Source organism: Pseudomonas sp. NC02, from assembly GCF_002874965.1.
Lineage (GTDB): Bacteria > Pseudomonadota > Gammaproteobacteria > Pseudomonadales > Pseudomonadaceae > Aquipseudomonas.
The window spans coordinates 6,732,512-6,754,169 of the sequence record NZ_CP025624.1 but is presented as its reverse complement, the minus strand read 5'-3'; the positions used below and the strand labels follow the sequence as shown (position 1 = coordinate 6,754,169).

At 63.6% G+C, this 21,658-nt stretch carries 17 protein-coding genes; 13 read left to right on the top strand and 4 right to left on the bottom strand.

The window, feature by feature from the left end; genetic code table 11:
* Positions 1–9: 9 nt before the first annotated feature.
* The 4 genes from C0058_RS31905 to tssA all read right to left on the bottom strand — a co-directional run bounded on the left by C0058_RS31905 (position 10) and on the right by tssA (position 3,731).
* Complete coding sequence (locus C0058_RS31905; protein WP_003213345.1) at positions 10–498, bottom strand: type VI secretion system tube protein Hcp; 489 nt, start codon at positions 496–498, stop codon at positions 10–12.
* A 153-nt stretch (positions 499–651) separates the two neighbouring features.
* The gene (gene tssC, locus C0058_RS31900; protein ID WP_003213343.1) at positions 652–2,148 is read right to left on the bottom strand and encodes a type VI secretion system contractile sheath large subunit; all 1,497 of its coding nucleotides are present in this window, start codon (positions 2,146–2,148) and stop codon (positions 652–654) included.
* Positions 2,149–2,150: 2 nt separating this feature from the next.
* The gene (gene tssB, locus C0058_RS31895) at positions 2,151–2,657 is read right to left on the bottom strand and encodes a type VI secretion system contractile sheath small subunit (RefSeq protein ID WP_003213340.1); all 507 of its coding nucleotides are present in this window, start codon (positions 2,655–2,657) and stop codon (positions 2,151–2,153) included.
* 54 nt (positions 2,658–2,711) lie between these two features.
* Entirely contained in the window at positions 2,712–3,731 is a 1,020-nt protein-coding gene (gene tssA / locus C0058_RS31890; protein ID WP_102370171.1) for a type VI secretion system protein TssA, read from the bottom strand.
* Between the two features lie 403 nt (positions 3,732–4,134).
* Here tssA and tagH point away from each other — a divergent pair, with 403 nt between their 5' ends.
* The 13 genes from tagH (at position 4,135) to C0058_RS31825 (ending at position 21,649) form a co-directional block, all read left to right on the top strand.
* Complete coding sequence (tagH, locus tag C0058_RS31885; RefSeq protein ID WP_102370170.1) at positions 4,135–5,466, top strand: type VI secretion system-associated FHA domain protein TagH; 1,332 nt, start codon at positions 4,135–4,137, stop codon at positions 5,464–5,466.
* A 52-nt stretch (positions 5,467–5,518) separates the two neighbouring features.
* Positions 5,519–6,025 carry a type VI secretion system lipoprotein TssJ gene (gene tssJ / locus C0058_RS31880; RefSeq protein WP_003213332.1) on the top strand — a complete coding sequence of 169 codons (507 nt, stop codon included), beginning with the start codon at positions 5,519–5,521 and terminating at the stop codon, positions 6,023–6,025.
* 14 nt (positions 6,026–6,039) lie between these two features.
* Entirely contained in the window at positions 6,040–7,374 is a 1,335-nt protein-coding gene (gene tssK, locus C0058_RS31875) for a type VI secretion system baseplate subunit TssK (protein WP_003213330.1), read from the top strand.
* Between the two features lie 6 nt (positions 7,375–7,380).
* Positions 7,381–8,670, top strand: a complete 1,290-nt coding sequence (locus tag C0058_RS31870; protein ID WP_102370169.1) for a DotU family type VI secretion system protein — start codon at positions 7,381–7,383, stop codon at positions 8,668–8,670.
* Positions 8,667–12,167, top strand: coding sequence for a type VI secretion system membrane subunit TssM (tssM, locus tag C0058_RS31865; RefSeq protein ID WP_102370168.1), 3,501 nt, complete (start codon positions 8,667–8,669; stop codon positions 12,165–12,167). The genes C0058_RS31870 and tssM overlap by 4 nt, the downstream gene beginning before the upstream one ends.
* A complete protein-coding gene (tagF, locus tag C0058_RS31860) occupies positions 12,164–12,817 on the top strand; it encodes a type VI secretion system-associated protein TagF (RefSeq protein WP_102370167.1) in 654 nt (217 codons plus the stop codon). Before tssM ends, tagF begins: the two co-directional genes overlap by 4 nt.
* On the top strand, positions 12,818–13,537 hold the full coding sequence (locus C0058_RS31855) for a PP2C family serine/threonine-protein phosphatase (protein WP_003213320.1): 720 nt from the start codon (positions 12,818–12,820) through the stop codon (positions 13,535–13,537). It abuts the gene before it with no gap.
* The gene (locus C0058_RS31850; RefSeq protein ID WP_102370166.1) at positions 13,534–16,542 is read left to right on the top strand and encodes a serine/threonine-protein kinase; all 3,009 of its coding nucleotides are present in this window, start codon (positions 13,534–13,536) and stop codon (positions 16,540–16,542) included. The genes C0058_RS31855 and C0058_RS31850 overlap by 4 nt, the downstream gene beginning before the upstream one ends.
* A complete protein-coding gene (locus tag C0058_RS31845) occupies positions 16,542–17,246 on the top strand; it encodes an ABC transporter ATP-binding protein (protein ID WP_102370165.1) in 705 nt (234 codons plus the stop codon). Before C0058_RS31850 ends, C0058_RS31845 begins: the two co-directional genes overlap by 1 nt.
* Positions 17,246–18,430: an ABC transporter permease gene (locus C0058_RS31840; RefSeq protein WP_102370164.1), complete on the top strand. Its 1,185-nt coding sequence runs from the start codon at positions 17,246–17,248 to the stop codon at positions 18,428–18,430. Before C0058_RS31845 ends, C0058_RS31840 begins: the two co-directional genes overlap by 1 nt.
* Positions 18,423–20,135: an SUMF1/EgtB/PvdO family nonheme iron enzyme gene (locus C0058_RS31835; RefSeq protein WP_003213313.1), complete on the top strand. Its 1,713-nt coding sequence runs from the start codon at positions 18,423–18,425 to the stop codon at positions 20,133–20,135. Before C0058_RS31840 ends, C0058_RS31835 begins: the two co-directional genes overlap by 8 nt.
* Positions 20,136–20,219: 84 nt before the next feature.
* Complete coding sequence (tagQ, locus tag C0058_RS31830) at positions 20,220–21,143, top strand: type VI secretion system-associated lipoprotein TagQ (RefSeq protein ID WP_003213311.1); 924 nt, start codon at positions 20,220–20,222, stop codon at positions 21,141–21,143.
* A 125-nt stretch (positions 21,144–21,268) separates the two neighbouring features.
* Positions 21,269–21,649 (top strand): hypothetical protein, encoded by a 381-nt coding sequence (locus tag C0058_RS31825; RefSeq protein WP_008439448.1) that lies wholly within the window; start codon positions 21,269–21,271, stop codon positions 21,647–21,649.
* Positions 21,650–21,658 lie beyond the last annotated feature (9 nt).

Sequence of the window (21,658 nt, the reverse complement as noted above, 5' to 3'; positions counted from 1 at the left end):
CAGGGGCAATCAGCGTTTGGTGTTGGAGCGAATGTTCCAGCCAAACTTGATCGCGCCGCCGTCTTTGGTGCCGTCGGCTTTCTGTGGCTGGTAGTCCACCATCACCTGGGCAAAGTTCAGGGTCACGTTTTCGGTCAGGCGGTCATCGCTGCCCGAACCACCGGTGCTCAGGGAGGTGACCAGCACTTCTTCCAGGTTGATGATCATGTACTCGACCTGGCTTTCACCGCCGGCCTTGCGCACGGTCAGCGTGACCTTGTCGATGTGCTTGCCGCTCGCGCAGTGCATCATCAGGTTGGGCGAGGCCTTGTCGACGTACTTGGTCAGCGACAGGTCCTGGATGTTCACCTTGCCCGCACCGCCGCCACCGCCCACGTGCATGTTGCCGGACTGGGCCATGCCCCAGCTCCAGTTCAACACGTCGATTTCGTCCTTGTGGGCCTTGTCCATGGACTCGCCCTTGATGTCGCCGATCTTGATGAAAATATCAACAGCCATGTTTTCTCCCTGTGTGGTCTGAGCCACAGAATTTGTTAACGCTGATCGTTCCCACGCTCTGCGTGGTAACGCATCTTGTGACGCTCTGCGTCACTGGGACGCGGAGCGTCCCGGGCGGCATTCCCACGCGGAGCGTGGGAACGAGCGACGGTGTTATGCGCCTTTCGCCGAAGGCAGCTTCGATACCAGGCGCAGCGACACGGTCAGCCCTTCGAGCTGGTAGTGCGGGCGCAGGTAGAACCTGGAGTTGTAGTACCCCGGGTTGCCTTCGACGTCTTCCACGATCACTTCGGCGGCAGCCAATGGATGCTGGGCCTTGGTGGTTTCGGTGGAGTGCGCCGGGTCACCGTCGACGTAGTTGAGGATCCAGTCCTGCAACCAGCGTTGCATCTCGTCCTTCTCTTTGAAGGAACCGATCTTGTCGCGCACGATGCATTTCAAGTAGTGGGCGAAACGGCAGGTGGCGAACAGGTACGGCAGGCGCGCGGCCAGGTTGGCGTTGGCGGTGGCATCCGGGTCATCGTATTCGGCCGGTTTCTGCAGCGACTGGGCGCCGATGAAGGCAGCGAAGTCGGTGTTTTTCTTGTGCAGCAGCGGCATGAAACCGTTCTTCGCCAGTTCCGCTTCGCGGCGGTCGCTGATAGCGATTTCGGTCGGGCACTTCATGTCCACGCCACCGTCATCCGTCGGGAAGGTGTGGGCCGGCAGGTTCTCGACTTCACCGCCCGACTCCACGCCACGGATGCGCGAGCACCAGCCGAAGTGTTTGAACGAACGGTTGATGTTCACCGCCATCGCGTAAGCGGCGTTGGCCCAGGTGTACTTGGAGCTGTCGGCACCGTCGGTGTTTTCTTCGAAGGCGAAGGCTTCCACCGGATCGGTCTTGGCACCGTACGGCAGGCGCGCCAGGAAGCGCGGCATGGTCAGGCCGATGTAGCGCGAGTCTTCCGATTCACGCAGCGAGCGCCAGCCGGCGTATTCCGGGGTGGTGAAGATCTTGGTCAGGTCGCGCGGGTTCGACAGTTCCTGCCACGAGCCCATGCCCATCACGGTTGGCGAAGCGGCGGCAATGAACGGTGCGTGCATGGCGGCGCAGACTTTCGACAGCTCACCCAGCAGCTCTACGTCGGGAGGCGACTGGTCGAAGTAGTAGTCGCCCACCAGGCAACCGTAAGGTTCGCCGCCGAACTGGCCGTATTCTTCTTCGTACATCTTCTTGAAGATCGGGCTCTGATCCCACGCGGTGCCCTTGAATTTCTTCAGGGTCTTGTGCAGGTCCGGCTTGGAGATGTTGAGCACGCGAATCTTCAGCTGCTCATCGCTCTCGGTGTTGTTCACCAGGTAGTGCAGGCCACGCCAGGCGCTTTCCAGCTGCTGAAAATCCTGGTGATGGATGATCTGGTTGACCTGGGCGGTGAGCTTGGCGTCGATGGCGGCGATGATCGATTCGATCGACTTGATCGCGTCGTTGGACACCAGGTCGGTCTGGGCCAGAGCCTGCTCGGCCAGGGTGCGCACAGCGGTTTCCACGGCTTCGCGGGCACGCTCGGTCTTGGGTTTGAATTCTTGCAGCAGCAGGTTCGCGAACTCGCTGGCTTCTTCGGTGGTACCCAGGATCTGGGTGCCTTCGCGGGCGGTATTGTCAGTCATGATTACTGCTCCCCTGCAGGCTTGGGCGCGCTGGCAAGTGCCTGAAGCAGTGCCGGGTCCTTGATCGCCTTCATGATGATTTCTTCAGCGCCGGTCTTGCCGTCCATGTAGGTCAGCAGGTTGGCCAGTTGGGTGCGGGCTTCGAGCAGTTGCTTGAGCGAATCGACCTTGCGCGCCACAGCGGCGGGGCTGAAGTCGTCCATGCTTTCGAAGGTGATGTCCAGGCTCAGGTTGCCTTCGCCGGTCAGCTCGTTGGGCACGTGGAACGCGACGCGTGGCTGCATGGCCTTGAGGCGCGAGTCGAAGTTGTCGACGTCCACTTCAAGGAACTTGCGGTCGGCCACAGGCGCCAGAGGCTCGGCGGGCTTGCCGGCGAGATCGGCCATCACGCCCATGACGAAGGGCAGCTGGACCTTTTTCTCGGCGCCGTAGAGCTCGACGTCGTACTCGATCTGCACCCGAGGCGCACGGTTGCGCGCGATGAATTTCTGAGAACTTTGCTTCGCCACGTTGCTGCTCCTGGTCGCTTGAGCGACGGTGTTGTAACTGCGCGATCCGTACGCTTATTCGCTGTCCGGCCCGCGCAGATTTTCAAATTGGGACATGCCGTCGGGAATCAGGTTGCGCACGATGGCCGCAAAGTCGGCGTGCACCAGATTCTTCGCCCGGTTCAACAGCACCGGCAGCGGGCTCGAAGGCTCGTGCCGGGTGTAGTACGCAAGGATCTTGTCGAGGCTGCGCAGCACTTCATCGCGGCTTGCGATGTCGCCGGTAGGGCGTGCTGCAACGGGCGCGGCGGCGTATTCAACCGAGGGGGCATTGTCGTCACTGACAACCTCGGGCTCGCTGGCAGCGCCGCTGTGCGGGGCGTATTGGTTAAGTATCTGCGCGGCCTGCTTGAGCAGTTGCTTCAAGGGGCCGAGGTCCACGCCCTGGGCGGAACCGACCTGGTCGCTGACGTATTGTTCGATGGCCTCACAGGCGTCGCGGGCGGCGTTCAGCGCGTCGCGGGTGGCTTGCAGTTGCTCGGCATCGCTGTCGAGGAATGCGCCGTTAAGCTGTTCGGCACCGAGGTTTTCGCCGGGGAAACTCTGCAGCCCGCTGGCATTCAGCGCGGCGCGCAGGCTGACGGGCCCGAAGGTGCGCGAACGGGTGAGAATGGCCTCACGCAGCAGGCGGATGTTCGCGTCGCTGGCCACGCCGCTGAGGGCGTTGATGCGCACGGTGGGGTCGTTGTCGTCATCGGCATCCAGGCGCGGATGCAGGTCGGCCCAGTATTCGCGCAGCAGCGCGTTGATCAGTGCGAGTGCGTCGGCAAGCCCTGCAATGCCCTGGAGGGCGAGGGCGGCTTGCAACAGGAAATGGGTGATGCGCAGGTCTTTGCTGCGTTGCAGGAGGTCGAGACTTTGCTGCTGGATGCTGCGCCATTCCGGAGGTTCGGCAGGCAGGATCGAGTCGCCCATGCTGCGCTCGGGTTGACCCTGTGCGGCACGCTCAAGATGCAAGTAATCGGCGTCATATTCCAAGTCTTCGCCACAGGGCGAAGTCGCGGAAACGGCGGCGAGCAGCAGAGGCACATCCACTAAATTCGATCTCCCTATCAGCCCGTTAGATGACGGGCAACTCATGCATTAGTTGCGCGAGGAACTTTGCATGTTTTCTTGGTCTTATTTAGCGCTTTGACATCATTCTGATTTCAAAGCGCCATCATTGGTGTTCAAGAAGTTGTGCATTTTTGGTGTAGTACTTATGCCTTGTCAAGGTAAGCTATTCGCCCTCTATGACAGATGTGCGGTGCTTAACATCTTGTGCGACTGATCAGTCGAAGCAGGTGCCGAGGCAGGATTTTTGTCATACAGGCCGGTTAAGATCAGCAATTACGCGGGTTGAAGCAGGCTTTCAAGGTTTTGGAAGGATCTGTCGTGGATCTCTCGGAGCATTTCTCCCAGGGAACGGCCGCGCGCGAAGTATCAGCAAGGAGGCAAGATGTCGCTGTGCTTGACTATCACTAGTTATCACAAGATTACCCCTGGCCAGTGTTCTGAAAAGTCCCTGGATCAGGGAGTGATGGCTATTGGCCGCGGTTCCGAAAATGACTGGGTACTGCCTGATCCAGAACGTCTTGTTTCCACGCAACATTGCGTTATTCAGTACAAAGATGGTCGTTACTACTTAACTGATAACAGCACTAATGGAGTTGAGTTAGTGCATGCCGGTATTCGTTTGCGGCGGGGAAGCAGCGAGCCATTGCAGGACGGCGAACTGATCCGCATCGGCGATTACGAGATCCAGGCGCGTATCGATTTCAACCTGAAAGTGACAGATACCCCGTCTTTCACCGGTGACGCTTCCAACAGTTTCGAAGCCCTGATGGGCGCCGCCGTGAAGGCCCCGACGCCACCTCCGGTGATCGCGCCGCAGTTCCAGGGCGCCTCGTCGATGGACACCCTGCCGGACCTGTTCGACTTCCTCGCGCCCACCAGCGTACCGCCGGCCACCGTGCACGATCACGTGCCGGCCGAGCAGCACGACTTCCGCCCGCCGACACCGCTGCCCGTGGCTGAGCCGCCTGCGCCGGTGGTCTCGGGCTCAGTAATCCCCGAAGACTGGGATCTGTTCGGCGATGCCCCGGCACCCAAGCCTGTTGCACCGCCGCCGCCAACACCGCCACAGCCGCCGGTCATCGAGCCGCCCAAGGTCGAGCGCCCGCTCCCGGTGGCTGATGCCAGCCAGCCCGACCTGTTGCAAGCCTTCCTGCGTGGTGCGGGCCTCGATCAGTTGCGCCTGGACAAGGCCCAGGCCGAAGCCCAGATGGAAAGCATCGGCCGCAGTTACCGGCTGATGGTCGAAGGCCTGATCGACGTGTTGCGTGCCCGCAGCAGCCTCAAGGGCGAGTTCCGCATGCAGCAGACGGTGATTCAACCGGTGGAAAACAATCCGTTGAAATTCGCCCCGAATGCCGATGAAGCGCTACTGCTGCTCCTACGCCACAGCAATCAGGCGTTTATGGCGCCGGACTTGGCCGTGCGCGACAGTTTCGACGATCTGCGCGCCCACCAACTGGCCGTCATGGCCGGGGTCGAAGCCGCCATCAAGCACCTGCTGACGCGCTTTGAACCGGCGCAGCTCGAAGAGCGCATGGGCAAGCCCGGCGGGCTGTCGAGCATTTTCAACGGCTCGCGCCAGGCCCAGTACTGGCAGCAGTTCACCGAGCTCTACAGCAATATTTCCCGCGAGGCCCAGGAAGATTTCCAGGACCTGTTCGGGCGTGAATTCAGCCGTGCCTACGAAGCGCACAGCAGCCGACAGCGTCACTAACAACGCAGTACATGGAACAACGGATAGCTAAGTACGTCATTGAGGACGCAGGATGATTCCCAGGTTTTTACTCGCAGTCGCCACCGCGCTTCTGCTGACGGCGTGTGCCAAGGATGCGGCCAAGCCCGAGGCCGCCGAAGCTGAGGCAGACACCGCCGCCGTCGAGCTGCATTTCCATGCCATCGCCGGGCTCAACCCCGGCGCCAATGGCCAGGCAGCCCCGGTACGGGTGCGGATTTTCGAACTGAAAAACGCCGCCACCTTCAGCCGTTCCGACTACTTCGCCCTGGCCGATCGCGCCCAGTCGACCCTCGGCCTCGACCTGCTCGACCAGGACGAAGTGGTGATCCTGCCCGGCCAGCAATTGAGCATCCAGCGCGACCTCGACCCGTCCACCCGCCAGATCGGCCTGCTGGTGGGCTATCGCGAACTGGACCGCGCCGAGTGGCGCACGGTGCTCAACGTGCCGGCACGCCAATACACCGAATACCAGATCAGCCTCGATGTGCATGCCGTGCGTGCCGACGTCGTGGTCCCCCCATCCAGCCCTGCCCAATAAGAATCGGAGCCCCCATGTCCTGGAACAATCGCGTGGTCTGGTCGGAAGGCATGTTCATCGGAACGCAGCACTTCCAGCAGCATGACCGTTACCTGGAAAACCTGATCGATGCGCGCAGCCGCCCGTTGTCGGCGGGGGCCTGGGGCTTTTCCGAACTGTTGATCGACCAGGGCCTGCTGGCCCAGGGCAAGCTGGCGATCGTCTCGGCACGTGGCCTGTTACCGGATGGCACGCCGTTCAATATCCCCCAGGACGACCTGGCGCCGAGCCCGCTGAATATCGACGACAACTTGCGCGATGGCCTGGTGTACCTGGCGTTGCCCCTCAAGCGTGCCGGCGCCCGCGACACCGTCGACGAAGGCGAGGCCCTGGAAGCCGCGCGCTATGTCAGCCAGGTGCGTGAAGTGCGCGACGACAACGCGCCCTTCGAAAACCGTGCGCCGGTGGCGGTCGGCTCCCGCGCCTTGCGCCTGTTGACCGCCCAGGATGGCATCAGCGATTACGCGGCCATTGGCCTGGTGCGCATCAAGGAAAAACGCGCCGATCGCGCCCTGGTGCTGGACGAGAGCTACATCCCGCCGGTCCTCGACGTGACGGCCAGCAAACCGCTGACCGCGTTTCGCAGCGAACTGCTGGGCCTGCTGCACCAGCGCGGCGAAGCGTTGGCCGGGCGCGTGGTGGCTTCGGGCGCCGGTGGTGCTTCGGAGATTGCCGACTTCATGCTGCTGCAACTGGTCAACCGCGCCCAGCCGCTGATCCAGCACCTGAGTCAGTTGAGCCCGCTGCACCCGGAGCGTTTCTTCAGTGAGCTGGTGAGCCTGGCCGGCGAGTTCTCGACCTTCTCCACCACGGGTCGCCGCCCCCACGAATACCCGCAATACCAGCATGACGACCTGGCCTTGAGCTTCACCCCGGTGATGCAGGCCCTGCGCGAGGCGCTGTCGATGCTGATCGACAGCAAGGCCACGCCGATCCCGATTGTCGAGAAAGCCTACGGCGTGCACGTGGCGATGCTGGCCGACAAAACCCTGATCGACAGCGCCAGTTTCATCCTGGTGGTGCGCGCCGATGTGCCGGGCGAAACCCTGCGCGCACGTTTCGGCCAGCAAAGCAAAGTTGGCTCGGTGGAACACATCCGCGACCTGGTCAACCTGCAACTGCCGGGCATCGGCCTGCTGCCGCTGCCGGTGGCGCCACGGCAGATTCCGTACCACGCAGGCTCCACCTACTACGAGCTGGACCGGGGCAGCGAGCACTGGCAGCAACTGGGTAATTCCGGTGGCTTTGCGTTCCACATCGCCGGCCAGTTCCCGGGGTTGAACCTGGCTTTCTGGGCCATCCGAGGGTAATCCGCGATGCATCCGAATGACGATGACCGCACCCAGTTCATGCCGCGTCCCGGTGGCCGCGCGCCGGAGCCTGTTCGCGCAGAGCCGGCGCCGCTGTCGATGCCCGCTGCGCCGATCCTGACCGGCAAGGCCCAGGGCCTGAACCCGCTGGAAAGCGCCGCCGGCCCGTTGTTGGCGCTGCTGACGCGCCTGCGCAACACGATCTCGCACCCTGCGCCAGCGAGCCTGCGTGCGCAGCTGCTGGCTTACCTGCGCCAGTTCGAAGAACGTGCCGAGGCGGCCGGCGTTGCCCGCAACGATGTGCTGCTGGCGCGTTATGCGCTGTGCACCGCCCTCGATGAAGCCGTGCTGAGTACGCCGTGGGGCAGCGCCAGTGACTGGGGCAAGCAGAGCCTGCTGATCACCGTGCACAACGAGGCCTGGGGCGGCGAAAAGGTCTTCCAACTGCTGGATCACTGCCTGCAAAGCCCGCGGGAACGCCTGTACCTGCTGGAACTGCTGTACCTGTGCCTGTGCCTGGGTTTCGAAGGTCGCTACCGCGTGATGAACGATGGCCGCAGCCAGCTGGAAGCCTTGCGCGAGCGTACCGCTGCGGCGATTCGCAGTGCCCGTGGCGAGCATGAGCGCGAGCTGTCACCCCATTGGCGCGGCGTGACCGTGGCCCGTGATCGCCTGGCGCAGTTCATGCCGCCATGGATCGCCGTGGCCATCGGCCTGGCACTGCTGTTGGCATTGCTGTTCGGGTTGCGGATGAAACTGGCGTCGGATGCCGAGCCGGTGTTCAAGAATATTCATGCCCTGGGGGAGATCCCGGTGCAGGCCATCGACCGTCCGGTGGCCCAGCCGAAAATCATCGAGCGACCGCGTCTGGCGGGCTTCCTGGTGGAAGACATCAAGGCCGGTCGCGTAGCCGTGGAAGATGCCGTCGACCGCTCCGTGGTGACCATCCGTGGTGATGAACTGTTCGCCTCGGCCAGCTCCAGCATCGTCGATGACTTCCAGCCGCTGATGCTGCGTATTGCCGACGCCATCCGCAAGGTCAAGGGCCAGGTGCGGGTCACCGGCCATAGCGATAACCGTCCGATTGCGACCCTGCGCTTTCCGTCCAACTGGGCGCTGTCCGAGGCGCGGGCCAAGTCGGTGCTGGAGATTCTCGCGGCCAAGACCGGCCAGCCGGAACGCTTCAGCGCCGAAGGCCGCAGCGACACCGAGCCGGTGGCGACCAACGCCACAGCCGAAGGCCGTGCGCGCAATCGCCGGGTAGAAATCACCGTATTGGCGGAGGGCGTCGAGTGAAGGCGTTTTTCAGTTTTGTGATTCGCTGGGTGATCCCGCTGCTGGGCCTGATCGCCTTGAGCCTGATCATCTGGTTTGTGGGCCCGTTGCTCGATGTGCTGGTGCCGGAAGGGCGCCGCTGGGCGCTGATCATCCTGGTGTTCGCGGTGTGGATTGCCTACCGCGTGTTCCGGATTATCCAGGCCCGGCGCCAGGCTGCCGAAGTGATGCGCAGCCTCGCGGCGGAAACCCCGCCAGACCCCGCCAGCGTCGCCACCGCCGAAGAGCTGGCGACCCTGCGCCAGCGCATGGACGAAGCCCTGGCCCTGTTGAAAAAGGCCAAGCTGGGCGGTGACGAGCGCCGCAACCTGTATGAGCTGCCGTGGTATGTGATCATCGGCCCACCGGGCTCGGGCAAGACCACCGCGCTGGTCAATTCCGGGCTGCACTTTCCCTTGGCGGCGCAGTTGGGTGCCGGTGCGGTACGGGGCGTGGGCGGTACGCGCAATTGCGATTGGTGGTTTACCGATCAGGCCGTATTGCTCGACACCGCTGGCCGCTACACCACCCAGGACAGCAACTCCACGGTGGATAAAGCCGCCTGGCTGGGCTTTCTCGACCTGCTGAAAAAGCAGCGTTCCCGGCGCCCGATTGATGGTGCGTTTATCGCCATCAGCCTCTCGGACCTGCTGCTGGGCAGCGACGCCGAGCGTGCCGCCCATGCCGCCGCGATCCGCCTGCGTATCCAGGAGCTGTACACCCAACTGGGCGTGCGCTTCCCGATCTACCTGATGCTCACCAAGCTCGACCTGGTGCCGGGCTTCATGGAGTTCTTCGACAACCTGAGCAAGGAAGAGCGCGCCCAAGTGTGGGGCATGACCTTCGCCCTGGACGACGGCAAGAACAGCGACAGCCCGCTGGCCCATCTGCAAAGCGAGTTCGCCGGCCTGGAACAGCGCCTCAACGAGCGCCTGGTGGAGCGTCTGCAACAGGAACGCGACCCGGCGCGGCGCGACCTGATCTACGGTTTCCCGCAGCAGTTCGGCGCGTTGAAGGATTGCCTGCAAGGCTTCCTCGAAGGCGTGTTCAAACCCAACGCCTTTGAAGAGCGCGTCTTGCTGCGCGGTGTGTACTTCACCAGCGGCACCCAGGAAGGCAGCCCGATTGACCGCTTGATCGGCGCCATGGCCCAGAGCATGAACCTGGACCGCCAGCACCTGGCGCGCCAGACCGGCACCGGGCGCAGTTACTTCATCGAAAAACTGTTCACCGCCGTGGCGTTTGCCGAGCGTGGCCTGGTGGGCGTCAACCCGAAGGTCGAGCGCCGTCGCAAGTGGATTGCCCGGGGTGTGCTGGCCGCAACCGTGGCGCTGGTACTGGTCGTCAGCACGTTATGGTGGGTGAGTTATCGCGCCAACCAGGCCTACATCGCCCAGGTTGACCAGAAGGTCGCGCCGTTGGGCCAGACCGTGCAGAACCTGAGCCCGGCGCAGCGCGAAGTACTCGCGGTATTGCCGTTGCTCAATGCGGTGAAGAACCTGGCGGGCGACTCGCCGAGCTGGTCCGAAGGCTTGGGCCTGTATCAGGGCGACATGCTCGAAGCCGAATCCGCCAGCGTCTACCGCAAGCTGTTGATCGCCGTGTTCGCGCCCCGTTTGGTGACGCGCATCGAAGAGCAACTGCACGGCGGCGGCAATTCCGACTTCCTCTATGAAGGCTTGAAGGCCTACCTGATGCTCGCCGACAGCGAGCATTACGACCCGGACTTCATCAAGGCCTGGATCGCCCTCGACTGGGACCGCAACCTGCCGCGCGACCTGCCGGCGGACCAACGGCAGGCCCTGATCGGGCACTTGCAGGCCTTGTTCGAGCGGCATCCGCCCAGCGCCCGTCTCGACCCGCGCTTGATCGACGACCTGCGCCGGCAACTGCAGCAACTGCCGGTGGCCCAGCGCGTCTACGACCGCATCAAGCGCCAGAAACTGCCGGAAGGCGTGCCGGACTTTCGCATCAACGAAGCGGCGGGCCGCGATGCCGCGCTGGTGTTCAGTCGCAAGAGCGGCAAGCCGTTGGGCGAACCGTTGAGCGGTTTCTTCACCGCCAAGGGTTATCGCCAGGGCTTCCTGCTGACCAGCCTGAACCAGACCGGCACCCTCGCTGAAGAGCAATGGGTGCTGGGCCGCGAGCAGGCCGACCAACAAAACGTCGTCAGCCTCGCCGCCGATGTGCGCCGCCTGTACTTCCAGGACTATCAACGCCAGTGGGATGCGTTGCTGGCGGATATCGACTTTGTGCCGATCACCAGCGTGGCCCAGGCGGCCGACGTCTTGCGGGTGATTTCCGGGCCGACCTCGCCGCTGAAGAAGCTGCTGGTGGCGGTCTCCAAAGAGACCGACTTGCAAGCGGAAGAACGCTTGCTGGCCGCCAAGGGCGCGCCGGTGGAAGGTGGCGTGGACAAGCTCAAGGAACGCCTCGGCAGCCTGCTTGGCCAGGACCAGCCAACTGCGAATGCACCAGCGGCCAGTGAAGATCCGGTGACGGCGCACTTCGCCGAACTCAACAGCATCGTCAGCAAGAACGAAGGCGAACCGGCGGCCATCGATGGCCTGCTGGCGGACATGAACGCGCTGTATGTGCAGGTCAGCGCCATGGTCGGTGCCAGTGGCGATGCGTTGCTCGGCGAAGCGAAAAACCAGGCGGCGGCTGCGGCCACGCGGGTCAGCCTGAATGCCGAACGCCAGCCGCCGCTGGTGCAGGGCATGGTCAAGTCAGTGGTCAACTCCACCACCAACAGCATGATGGGCGGGGTGCGCAACCAGCTGAATGCGGCGTGGGTCAGCGAAGTGGTGAACGTGTATCGCCAGTCCCTGGCCGGGCGTTATCCGATGTCGCCCGGCAGTGCGCGGGACGCGACCCTGGATGACTTCGGCCAGTTCTTCGGGGTGGGCGGGGTGATGGACAATTACTTCCGCAAGTACCTGCAACCTTACGTCGACACCTCCACGCAAACCTGGCGCTGGCAGCCGGGCGCGGCGCAGAAGCTCGGCATCGCGCCGGGCGTGCTGCAAACGTTCCAGCGTGCGGCGACCATTCGGGATGCGTTTTTCCGTGCCGGTGGCACCCAGCCGATCGTGCGCTTTGAACTCAAACCGGTGGCGATGGACGCGACCATCACCCAGTTCCTGCTGGACCTGGACGGCCAGCAACTGAGCTATGACCACGGCCCGAGCCGGCCGGTCGCGATGCAGTGGCCGAATCCCGGCAGCATTGGCGTGGTGCGCATTTCCATCATGCCGCCGTCAGCCAGCGGGCGCTCCGGCGTGACGCTGGACGGCCCGTGGGCATGGTTTCGCCTGCTGGAGCAATCGGACCTGACCGCCGGCAACTCGCCGGACCGCTTCAACCTGCGTCTGCGGGTCGACGGCGCGAGCATCTCCTACGAGTTGCGGGCCAACAGTGCCTTCAACCCGTTCAAGAGCCGCGTGCTTAACGGCTTCAGCCTGCCGGAGCGGCTATGACCACGCTGGGTTTCTACGGCAAGTTGGCGTGCCGCGGCGACTTTGTCAGCCGCGCGCTGCCCCAGAGTTTTATCGGCCCTTGGGACAGTTGGCTGGCGTCCGGATTGCTCGCCAGCCAGACCCGCCTCGGGGCTGACTGGCTGAATGCTTACCTGGTCAGCCCATTGTGGCGCTTCGTGTTGGCGCCGGGCGTGTGCGGGCCGGACGCGGCGGTGGGCGTGGTGATGCCGAGCATCGACCGGGTGGGGCGCTATTTCCCGCTGACGGTGGCTGCGCTGTTGGATCACGACACCGACCCGGCCTCCGTCGTTGGCGGCCCGGACGCCTGGTTTGAACAGGTGGAAGAGTTGTTGCTGAGCACGCTGGACGCCGGCGCCAGCTTCGAAGGTTTCAGCGGCGGGATCGAATCCCTCGGCGCTCCAGCCTGCCAACCTCGCACCTTGGGTAGTCGCTTTGCGGGCTTGCAGCGTGTCAACGCCACAGACCCGCAGGCGCGGATGACTGCGCTTGCCGAACAGGCCTGCGAAGGCGCGAGCCTGTGGTGGGGCCGTGGTTCGCAACAGATTTCTCCCGGTTTAATGCGGTGTCAGGGCTTGCCTGCTGCCGACGATTTTGCGCAATTTTTGCTCGGCCAAGAAGGTGTTGTGTAGATGCGGTCCACGTTCAAATCCGCCAGCAAAAGCCACGTCGGCATGGTTCGCCAAGTCAATGAAGACGCTTGCCTCGACCTGCCGGAAAACGGCCTGTGGGTGGTGGCCGACGGCATGGGCGGGCACGCGGCGGGGGATTACGTCAGCAGCCTGATTGTCGACAGCCTGCGCAGCATTCCCGTGGGCCGTTCCCTTGAGGAATACACGGCGGCGTTGCGCAGCGACCTGCTGCGAGTCAACGGCGCGGTGCGCGAAGAAACCGCCCACCGTGGCGTGACCATGATGGGCAGCACCGTGGTGTTGCTCGCCACCCGAGGCTTGCGCGGCGTGTGCCTGTGGGCCGGCGACAGCCGCCTGTATCGCCTGCGCGACGGCCTGCTGGAAAGCATTTCCCGCGACCACAGCTACGTGCAGGACTTGCAGGACAGCGGCCTGCTCAGCGAAGCCGATGCGCGGGTGCATCCACGGGCGAATATCGTCACCCGCGCGATTGGCGTGGAAGCACAGTTGGCGTTGTCGTCGGTCGACCTGTTGATCGCCCCCGGCGACAGTTACCTGCTGTGCAGCGACGGCCTGAACAAGACCGTCGAAGACCACGAGATCCGCGAAGTACTGAGCCATGCCGAGCCGGACGAAATCGTCCGCAGCCTGGTGCACCTGGGGCTCAATCGCGGCGCGCCGGACAACATCACCGCCATCGTTGTGAAGGTGTCGACATGAACATCATCATTCCCGGCTACGACATCGAAGGCGAAATCGGCGTTGGCGCCATGGCCAGCGTGTACCTGGCGACCCAGCGTTCCCTGGAGCGCAAGGTGGCGCTGAAGATCATGGCGGCGGCGCTGGCGGCCGACCCGAGTTTCTGCGAGCGCTTCCTGCGCGAAGGCAAGACCCTGGCGCGCCTGTCCCACCCGCACACCGTGACCATCCATGACATCGGCAATGTCGGTGAGCTGTACTACATGGCCATGGAATACCTGCCCAATGGCACGCTCAAGGAGCGCATCGCCGCGGGCCTGACGCCGGAGCAAGGGCTGACGTATATCCGCCAGATTGCGTCGGCGCTGGGTTATGCCCACGCCCAGGGCCTGGTGCACCGCGATGTGAAGCCGGCGAACATTCTGTTCCGCGCGGATGGCACGGCGGTGCTGTCGGACTTTGGCATCGCCAAGTCCCTGGATGACCGCACGCAGTTCACCCAGGCCGGATTTGCCGTCGGCACGCCGAGCTACATGAGCCCGGAGCAGGCCCGGGGCCAGGAAATTGACGGGCGCGCCGACCTGTATGCGTTGGGCGTGGTGCTCTACGAAATCCTCGTGGGCAAGCTGCCTTATAACGGCACCGATGCGCTTTCCACTGCGCTGGCGCACCTGACTGAACCGCTGCCGGAATTGCCGGTGCACCACGGGCGCTATCAGGAGGTGCTGCGCAAGCTGCTGGCCAAGGACCCGGCGGAGCGTTTCCCGGATGCGGCGGCGTTGCTGCTGGCGCTGGATCAGTTGCCGAAGGAGGAGCAGGTAGAGGCGACGTTGATTCGGCCCCTGCCGATTCCGGTTGCGGTCTCCAATGACCTGGCCGGACTCACGCCGGTCTCCATCGAAATCCCGACCGATAAGCCGCAGCCGCAACCGGTGCGTCAACCGGTGGTGACGCCGACGCAACACTCGGCCGTGTCCGGACAAAACCGTGGGCCGGTGCTGGCGTTGGCGGCAGTTGCCGTGGCGGTCGCGCTGGCAATTGCGGGCGCAAGTTACTGGTGGTTGAAAGATGACGCGCCAGCCGCCGCGCCGCCGGTTGCCGAGGCGGCCAAGGCCGTCACGCCGCCTGCCACGCAACCGGTAGCGGCGCAGGTTGACGGCGGTCAACGCCCGTTGCTGATGGCCGGCAAGAAAACCCTGTTCCAGCGGGTACTGAGCAAGCCCGGCGCCAAGCTTTCCCACGAAGCGGGCGGGGCGCCTGGCGAAGGTTTGCCGGCGTTTTCCGTGCTCTATGTCTACCAACGCAAGGACGTCGACGGCAGCCCCTGGCTACGGGTTGGCGCCGCCACCGACGGGCGCAGCGACGGCTGGCTGCCGGCGGCGCAAGCCAGCGACTGGAAGCAGAGCCTGGTGCTCAAGTTCACCGAGCGTTCGGGCCGGGCGCCGGTGATGTTCCTGCGCCAATCTGCGGAAGTGGAAAAGCTGCTGGCCGATCCTGCCGCAGCGAAAAACCTGCTGCTCAAGGTGCAGAAAAACAGCGAGGACAACCAGCAAGTGCTGGCCTTGGAACCGGCCGCCAGTGCTGTGCCGCAGAACCAGTTTTACCTGCTGCCGATCTTCGACTCCAAAGAGAGCTTCGACGAAAACGGCCAGCCGGTGCAGTTGCTCAACGTCGCCTCCATCGACCCGGGCAACACGCCTAATGTCATCGCCAAGGCTGTCGGCCGAACGCCGGCGATCGATGCCAGCGCCGACGCCTTCCGCACCGCCGTGGTGCTGGTGGTCGACACCACGGTGTCGATGCAGCCCTACATCGACCAGGTTCGCGACGTGGTCCACGAGCTGCAAACCCGTATCGCCGAGCGTGGCGAGCTGGACAGCGTGAGCTTTGGGCTGGTGGGTTTTCGCAACAGCATCAAGAAAACCCCGGGCCTGGAGTATGTGGCCAAGACCCTGATCACCCTCGACCAAGGGCGCGACCCGCAGCGCTTCCTCGACATGGCGCGGCAGGTCAAAGCGTCGACGGTGTCCAGCCACTCGTTCAACGAAGACGCGTTCGCCGGTGTCATGCAGGCGGTGGAAGGCATGGACTGGTCCGGCTACGGCGGGCGCTTGATCCTGCTGGTGACCGACGCCGGTGCGTTGCGCAAGAACGACCCGTTCGCCACCACCCAGATGAACGAAGCCGAAGTACGCCAGGCTGCATTGGGCAAGCAGATCAAGATCTACGCCTTGCACCTGCGCACCGACGCCGGGAAGAAAACCCACAGCGGCGCCGAAACCCAGTACCGCACCCTGACCGCCGATGCCAACCCGCAGATCGGCGACCTGTACACGCCGGTGCCCGGTGGCGATGTACGCAAGTTTGGCGAGCGGGTCGACGAGATCGGCACGGTGTTCGCCAACCTGGTGCATCAGGTGCGCAGCAACACACCGCAGCCGGTGCCGCTGCTCAGTGCCGCGCCGACCCTGGCGGACAAATCCGCCGCCGTCGGTTACGCGATGCACATGGATTTCCTCGGCCGCAAAACCGCGAGCCAGGCGCCGCAACTGGTGAGTGCCTGGACCGCCGATCGCGACCTGACCAACACCGCGCTGCCGGCCTTCCAGGTGTGCGTGATGCTGACCAAATTGCAGCTCAACGACTTGCAGCAGTCCTTGAAACTGATCGTCGACGCCGCGCGCAAAACCCAGACCTCACCGAAGGATTTCTTCCAGGAAATCGCCAGCGCCTCGGCCTATATGAGCCGTGATCCACAGGCCTTGAAAAAAGGCGGCAACCTGGCGGACGGCGGCATCCTTGGCGAATACCTGGAAGGCCTGCCGTACCGCAGCAAGTCGCTGAACATGACCCAGGATTTGTGGCTGTCGTTGAGCGTGGCCGAGCAGGAAGACTTTATCGACGAGCTGGATTCGAAGATCCGCCTCTACGAAACCTTCCATAACGATGTGGCCAACTGGGTCCGTTTCGGCGATGCCGAGCCGGGTGATGCGTTGTACCGCGTGCCGCTGTCGACGCTGCCGTAATGCTGAACTTGAGCGCAGTGCACAAGAGCCGGGGCGTTGGTGCCCAACGCTACAGCCTGGTGATACCGGGCTTGCAACTGCGTGCGGGTGAACAGTTGGCGGTGGTCGGGCCGAGTGGCTGTGGCAAGAGCACCTTGCTGGATTTGCTCGCGCTGGTGTTGGCGCCGGATCAGGTCGGGCAGTTCGATTTCAACCGCGTCGACATTGCCGGGCTTTGGCGTAGTGATCAGCAAAGCTCGCTGGCGGACCTGCGTAGTCGGCACCTGGGTTACGTGCTGCAAACCGGCGGCCTGCTGGGTTTTCTCGATGTGCGCGGCAACATTGCGTTGTCGCGGCAACTCCTGGGTTTGAAAGACGACGGCAGCGTGGCGCGGTTGGCCGAGCAGTTGGAAATCACTGATCAGTTGGACAAGAAGCCGGCGGCGTTGTCCGTCGGCCAGCGTCAGCGGGTCAGTTGCGCAAGAGCCCTGGCCCACGGTCCGCAGCTGTTGCTGGCGGATGAGCCCACCGCTGCGCTCGACCCGTTGAACGCCGAGCGGGTGATGCAGGCGCTGTTGGCCCAGGCCCGGAATAACGGCGCGTGCTGCGTGATCGCCACCCATGATGAACCCCTGGCCCGGGCCAGCGGCTTGCAGGTGCGGCGCATCAGTTGCCGTCGCGACGCCGACGGCGGCGTCACCGCCACCCTTGGGGAGGCGTGCTGATGCGTATCGCCCTGGTGGCTTCCCTGGCCTGGCAGGATTACCGCAACGATGCGTGGCTGTCGGTGTGTTCGGTGCTGGCGCTGGTGGCGGTGATCGCGCCGTTGCTGGTGTTATTCGGCCTGAAATTTGGACTGGTTAGCAGTTTGACCGAACGTATGGAGAACGACCCGGCCACCCGGGAAATTATTCCGTTGGGCGGTGGTCGATTCAGCAGTGAATTTGTCGAGCAGCTCCGCCAGCGCAGCGACGTGGCGTTCGCCTTGCCGCGCACCCGGCAGATTGCGGCGACGGCGCAGTTGGGGGCGGTGACGGTGGAGATGCTGCCGACCGCCGCCAACGACCCATTGCTGGCCGGCCTGCCGATGCCCAAGGGCCTGGATCAGATCGTGCTGAGCCACACCGCTGCCGAAAAGCTCGGGGCAAAGGCCGGGGATTGGCTGAAGGCGAGTTTTGGGCGCCAGGTGGCGGGGCGCATCGAGTCGCAACGCCTGCGGGTTCAAGTGCTGCAGGTAGCGCCGCTGGAAGCCTTCGCCCGGGATGGATTGTTTGCACCCTTGGGCTTGCTGGAAGCAGCGGAAGATTATCGCGATGGCCGCGCGGTGCCGGCGTTTGGCTGGGACGGCGATGCGGTGGGCGTCAGCGAGCAACGGGTATACCCGGCGTTCCGTTTGTATGCGCGGCGCCTGGTGGATGTGGAGCCGCTGCGGGTGTATTTCGCCGGGCAGAATCTGTTGGTGTCGACCCAGGCCCAGACCATCGCCCAGGTGCAGTCGTTGAGCCGCAACCTGTCGATCGTGTTCTGGATCATCGCCGGGCTGGCGTTGGGGGGCGCGTTTGCCGCGATCTTTGCCGCGGCGCTGGCGTCGGTTGCACGCAAGCGCCGGGAGCTGTCGGTATTGCGGTTGTTGGGGTTTTCCACCGCCGGGTTGTTGCTGTTTGTGGTGTTGCAGGCGCTCTACAGCGCGGGGTTTGCCGCTGCATTGAGTGGGCTTTTATATGGCTTGGCAGAGTCCGGCCTGAACCAATTATTCGTGCAGGTGCCGGGCGAATACGCCAGTCACCTGCTGGCGCGTCACTACGGCCTGGCCCTGGCAGCTGTCCTCGGCGTCAGCGCCGTGGCGGCGGCGTGTGGCGGTTGGCGTGTGGCGCGTATCCAGGCTTCTGAAGGAATCAGAGATGTATAAGTTACTGGGCGCCGCCATGGCGCTGACCCTGTCCTGTGTGGCCTGGGCCGATGAGGCGAGCGACAAGCTGGACAACCCCAAGCCGTTGCCGGACGACGTCAGCCTGCCGCTGCCCTGCGAAGGCAACATGGTGTTTCGCTATGCCTACGTGCTGGCCCAGGGCACCCTGGATGACCGCGAGATCAGCCTCGGCTACCCGTTCAGCGAAGGTGAAGCGGGCTATCAGCAGTCGTTCATTTCCGGTTATCGCCGCGACTTCATCAACGGCCAGTTCACCCTCAAGGACCTGCCCAAGGACTGGAACAAGGTCATTGCGCCGCTGATGCCGAAGACCGACGCCAAGACCCCGCTCAAGCCGATGCTGTACTTCATCGGCAAGTACGAAGTCACTGCGCGGCAATATGCGCAGGTCATGTCCCAGGCGCAATCCCTGGCCAGTGGCGAACCCGCCCCGGCGTGCGATGTACCTACCGGGATGGCGGCGCGCTTGCCCAAGGTCAAGCTGTCGCGCTTTGAAGCCGAACGTTTCTCGGCGGTGTACAGCGCCTGGTTGATGAAATATCACCGCGAGCTGCTGCCGGTGAGTGGTCGCGGTGCTTCGGCGGACGACGGCGGCCTGGGCTTTGTGCGCCTGCCTACCGAAGTGGAGTGGGAGTTCGCCGCGCGCGGTGGCCAGGCGGTGAGCCGTCAGGACCTGGAAGGCCGGCTGTTTCCACGGCGTACCGAGGGCAGCGAAAGCGACGGCCCCCTTGCCGATTACGCGGTGTTCAATCAGGTCGCGGGTGGCACCGGCCAAGCCGCACGGCTGATGCCCATTGGCACCAAGCTGCCCAACCCGATCGGCATGTTCGATGTGATCGGCAACGCAGCGGAAATGGTCCAGGAATCCTTCCAACTGGTGCACGCCGGGCGTCGTCAGGGCACCTACGGCGGCTTTGTGGTCAAGGGCGGTAATTATCTGGAAGGCGAGGGCACGCTGTTCACCGGCATGCGCCGCGAGTACCCGTTGTTCGCCGCCGACGGTACCGAACAAAGCAACGAGACCACCGGCTTTCGCGTGGCGATTGGCGCCTTGTCGGCACCGCGTTCGCGCTACAAGGAACTGTTCGCCCAGTGGCAGAAGGAAGGTCGCCTGGCCTCGCTGACCGATGCCATCGACGACGCCCAGGACCCGACCAAGCGCCTGGACAGCATCATTGCCGCCAGCGTCGACCCGCGCCTGCAAGCCGAGCTCGGCCTGGTCAACGAAGAGCTCAAGCGCAACGTCTCGCTGATCGCCCAGCAGCGTGAAGAAGCGGCCGGCAACCTGATTCAGTCCGCGGCCCTGGTGGCCGAGACCATCAACAACTACAACATCCGCCTGATCAATTTGCAGAAGAGCCGCCAGCAGGCCATCGACGCCAAGGACGAGGCCAGCGCGCAGCTGTTCGCCACGGCGATCACCAATGGGCGCAGTGCGCTGGACGGCGCGGTGGCGATCTACATCGACAACCTGGCCACCGGCACGCGCTACACCGATGCGGTGATCCAGGCGCAGTTTCAACGGATCAAGGAAGAGTTGGATCGCAAGCCGGTACTGGGCAAGAGCCTGGTGACGCGTGCGACGTTATTCGTTCGCCATGTGGGCAACTACCGCAAGCAACAGCGGGCCGACCCGGCGACGATTTTGAAGGAATTGCTCGCAGCGAGCGGTCAGCGGTCTTGACCGCTGGTTGTACGGCGAGCTTGGAAGGGACTCAGGCGGCGGTGGGCCGTGCTGGGCAAGTCAAACTTAAAAGAGAACACAACGATGATTTTTTCCCGTAAGGCGGTTTCCAAGCGTCATCTGCTGCTGATTGCCGCAGGCTTCAGCACGGTGCTGACCGGTTGCGCAACGTCGCCGACCAACAAGGTCGCCTCGACCACCAAGGTCGAGTACTACCCGAACTGCTACGAGCCGGTGCAGCACCTGCGCGCTACCGATTCGGACCTGACCAAGTCGGTGGTCACCGGCGCCGCCCTGGGTGCGGCCGGTGGTGCTTTGCTGGGTGCCCTGACCGGCGACTCCGACAAGCGCGGCCGCAACGCTGCCATCGGTGCAGCGGGCGGCGCCCTGGCCGGTGGTGCTGCGGGTTACTACACCGAGCGCCAGAAGCAGATCACCGATGACAACCAGCGCATCGCCTCCTACGCCACCGACGTCAACAAGCGCGCTTCGGACATCGACCGCAGCACCGCGTACGCCAAGGCGTCCCAGCAGTGCTACCAGAGCGCGTTCACCAAGCTGGTGGCCGACCGCAAGGCCAAGACCGTCAACGACGTTGAAGGCCGCAAGCGCCTGGCAGAAATCGTCTCGGGCCTGAAAGAGTCCAACGACCTGATCGTCGCGGTGAACGGCAAGGCCAGCGAAGACCTGAACAACTACACCCAGGCGTACGAGCAGGATCTGCAACAAGTGGGCGTACAACGTGCTGACGTGGTCACTGTTGCGACTGCCGATACCACGCCGGTGGTGACGCCAGCCAAAGGCAAGAAGCCGGTAAAAGTCGCGAAAAAGCCGGTACTGCCAACCGTGCCGAAAGAAGCCGTAGCCACCGAGAAAACCATCCAGACCGCCCAGACCAAGCAAGCTGAAAGCAAGCAGGTTGCCAGCGCCGGTAAAGCGCAGATCGAAGGCACTTGCCGTGATCCGAACCTGGCGGACTGGGCACCGGTTCCTTGCCCTAACGTCTGAGGAAAGTTGTTGCTATAAGCGTTAAACGCCAGCCGATCTCCTGCTAAAACGGGAGATCGGTAGCGTTATTTGCACAAATCGTTAAACTGCTGCGGCCACCCAATAATTACACTGAGGCCGTGTGCATGAAATTTCGTTTTCTTCTCTGGATGCTTGGCCTGTTGATGGGCAAAGCCAGCCGCACCAACCCTGCGTTCCAGCAGCAGTTGGGTGACAAGGACCTGGCGTTCCAGTTGCAGACCCTCGACGGCAAGGTTGCCCGTCACTTCATCGTCAAAGACCAGCGCATTACCAGCCGCTCGGGTGTTCATCCCGCGCCTGCGTTTGCCATCGCCTTCAAAGACGCCGCCTACGGCTTCGCCACGATGCAGGCGAAGAACAAGCAACTGGCGTTCATGACGGGGATTCAGGACAAGTCGATCCAGATCAAGGGCAACCCGGCGCTGGTGATCTGGTTCCAGGGGTTGACCAAGTATTTGAAGCCGAAGAAAAAGCCCAAAGGCTAGGGGGTTCTT

What these genes read in the sequence shown, in the direction of transcription:
- C0058_RS31905 (WP_003213345.1), bottom strand. Translation starts at nt 498, where the DNA reads ATGGCTGTTGATATTTTCATCAAGATCGGCGACATCAAGGGCGAGTCC.
- tssC (WP_003213343.1), bottom strand. Translation starts at nt 2,148, where the DNA reads ATGACTGACAATACCGCCCGCGAAGGCACCCAGATCCTGGGTACCACC.
- tagH (WP_102370170.1), top strand. Translation starts at nt 4,135, where the DNA reads ATGTCGCTGTGCTTGACTATCACTAGTTATCACAAGATTACCCCTGGC.
- tssJ (WP_003213332.1), top strand. Translation starts at nt 5,519, where the DNA reads ATGATTCCCAGGTTTTTACTCGCAGTCGCCACCGCGCTTCTGCTGACG.
- tssK (WP_003213330.1), top strand. Translation starts at nt 6,040, where the DNA reads ATGTCCTGGAACAATCGCGTGGTCTGGTCGGAAGGCATGTTCATCGGA.
- C0058_RS31870 (WP_102370169.1), top strand. Translation starts at nt 7,381, where the DNA reads ATGCATCCGAATGACGATGACCGCACCCAGTTCATGCCGCGTCCCGGT.
- tagF (WP_102370167.1), top strand. Translation starts at nt 12,164, where the DNA reads ATGACCACGCTGGGTTTCTACGGCAAGTTGGCGTGCCGCGGCGACTTT.
- C0058_RS31855 (WP_003213320.1), top strand. Translation starts at nt 12,818, where the DNA reads ATGCGGTCCACGTTCAAATCCGCCAGCAAAAGCCACGTCGGCATGGTT.
- C0058_RS31850 (WP_102370166.1), top strand. Translation starts at nt 13,534, where the DNA reads ATGAACATCATCATTCCCGGCTACGACATCGAAGGCGAAATCGGCGTT.
- C0058_RS31845 (WP_102370165.1), top strand. Translation starts at nt 16,542, where the DNA reads ATGCTGAACTTGAGCGCAGTGCACAAGAGCCGGGGCGTTGGTGCCCAA.
- C0058_RS31840 (WP_102370164.1), top strand. Translation starts at nt 17,246, where the DNA reads ATGCGTATCGCCCTGGTGGCTTCCCTGGCCTGGCAGGATTACCGCAAC.
- C0058_RS31835 (WP_003213313.1), top strand. Translation starts at nt 18,423, where the DNA reads ATGTATAAGTTACTGGGCGCCGCCATGGCGCTGACCCTGTCCTGTGTG.
- tagQ (WP_003213311.1), top strand. Translation starts at nt 20,220, where the DNA reads ATGATTTTTTCCCGTAAGGCGGTTTCCAAGCGTCATCTGCTGCTGATT.
- C0058_RS31825 (WP_008439448.1), top strand. Translation starts at nt 21,269, where the DNA reads ATGAAATTTCGTTTTCTTCTCTGGATGCTTGGCCTGTTGATGGGCAAA.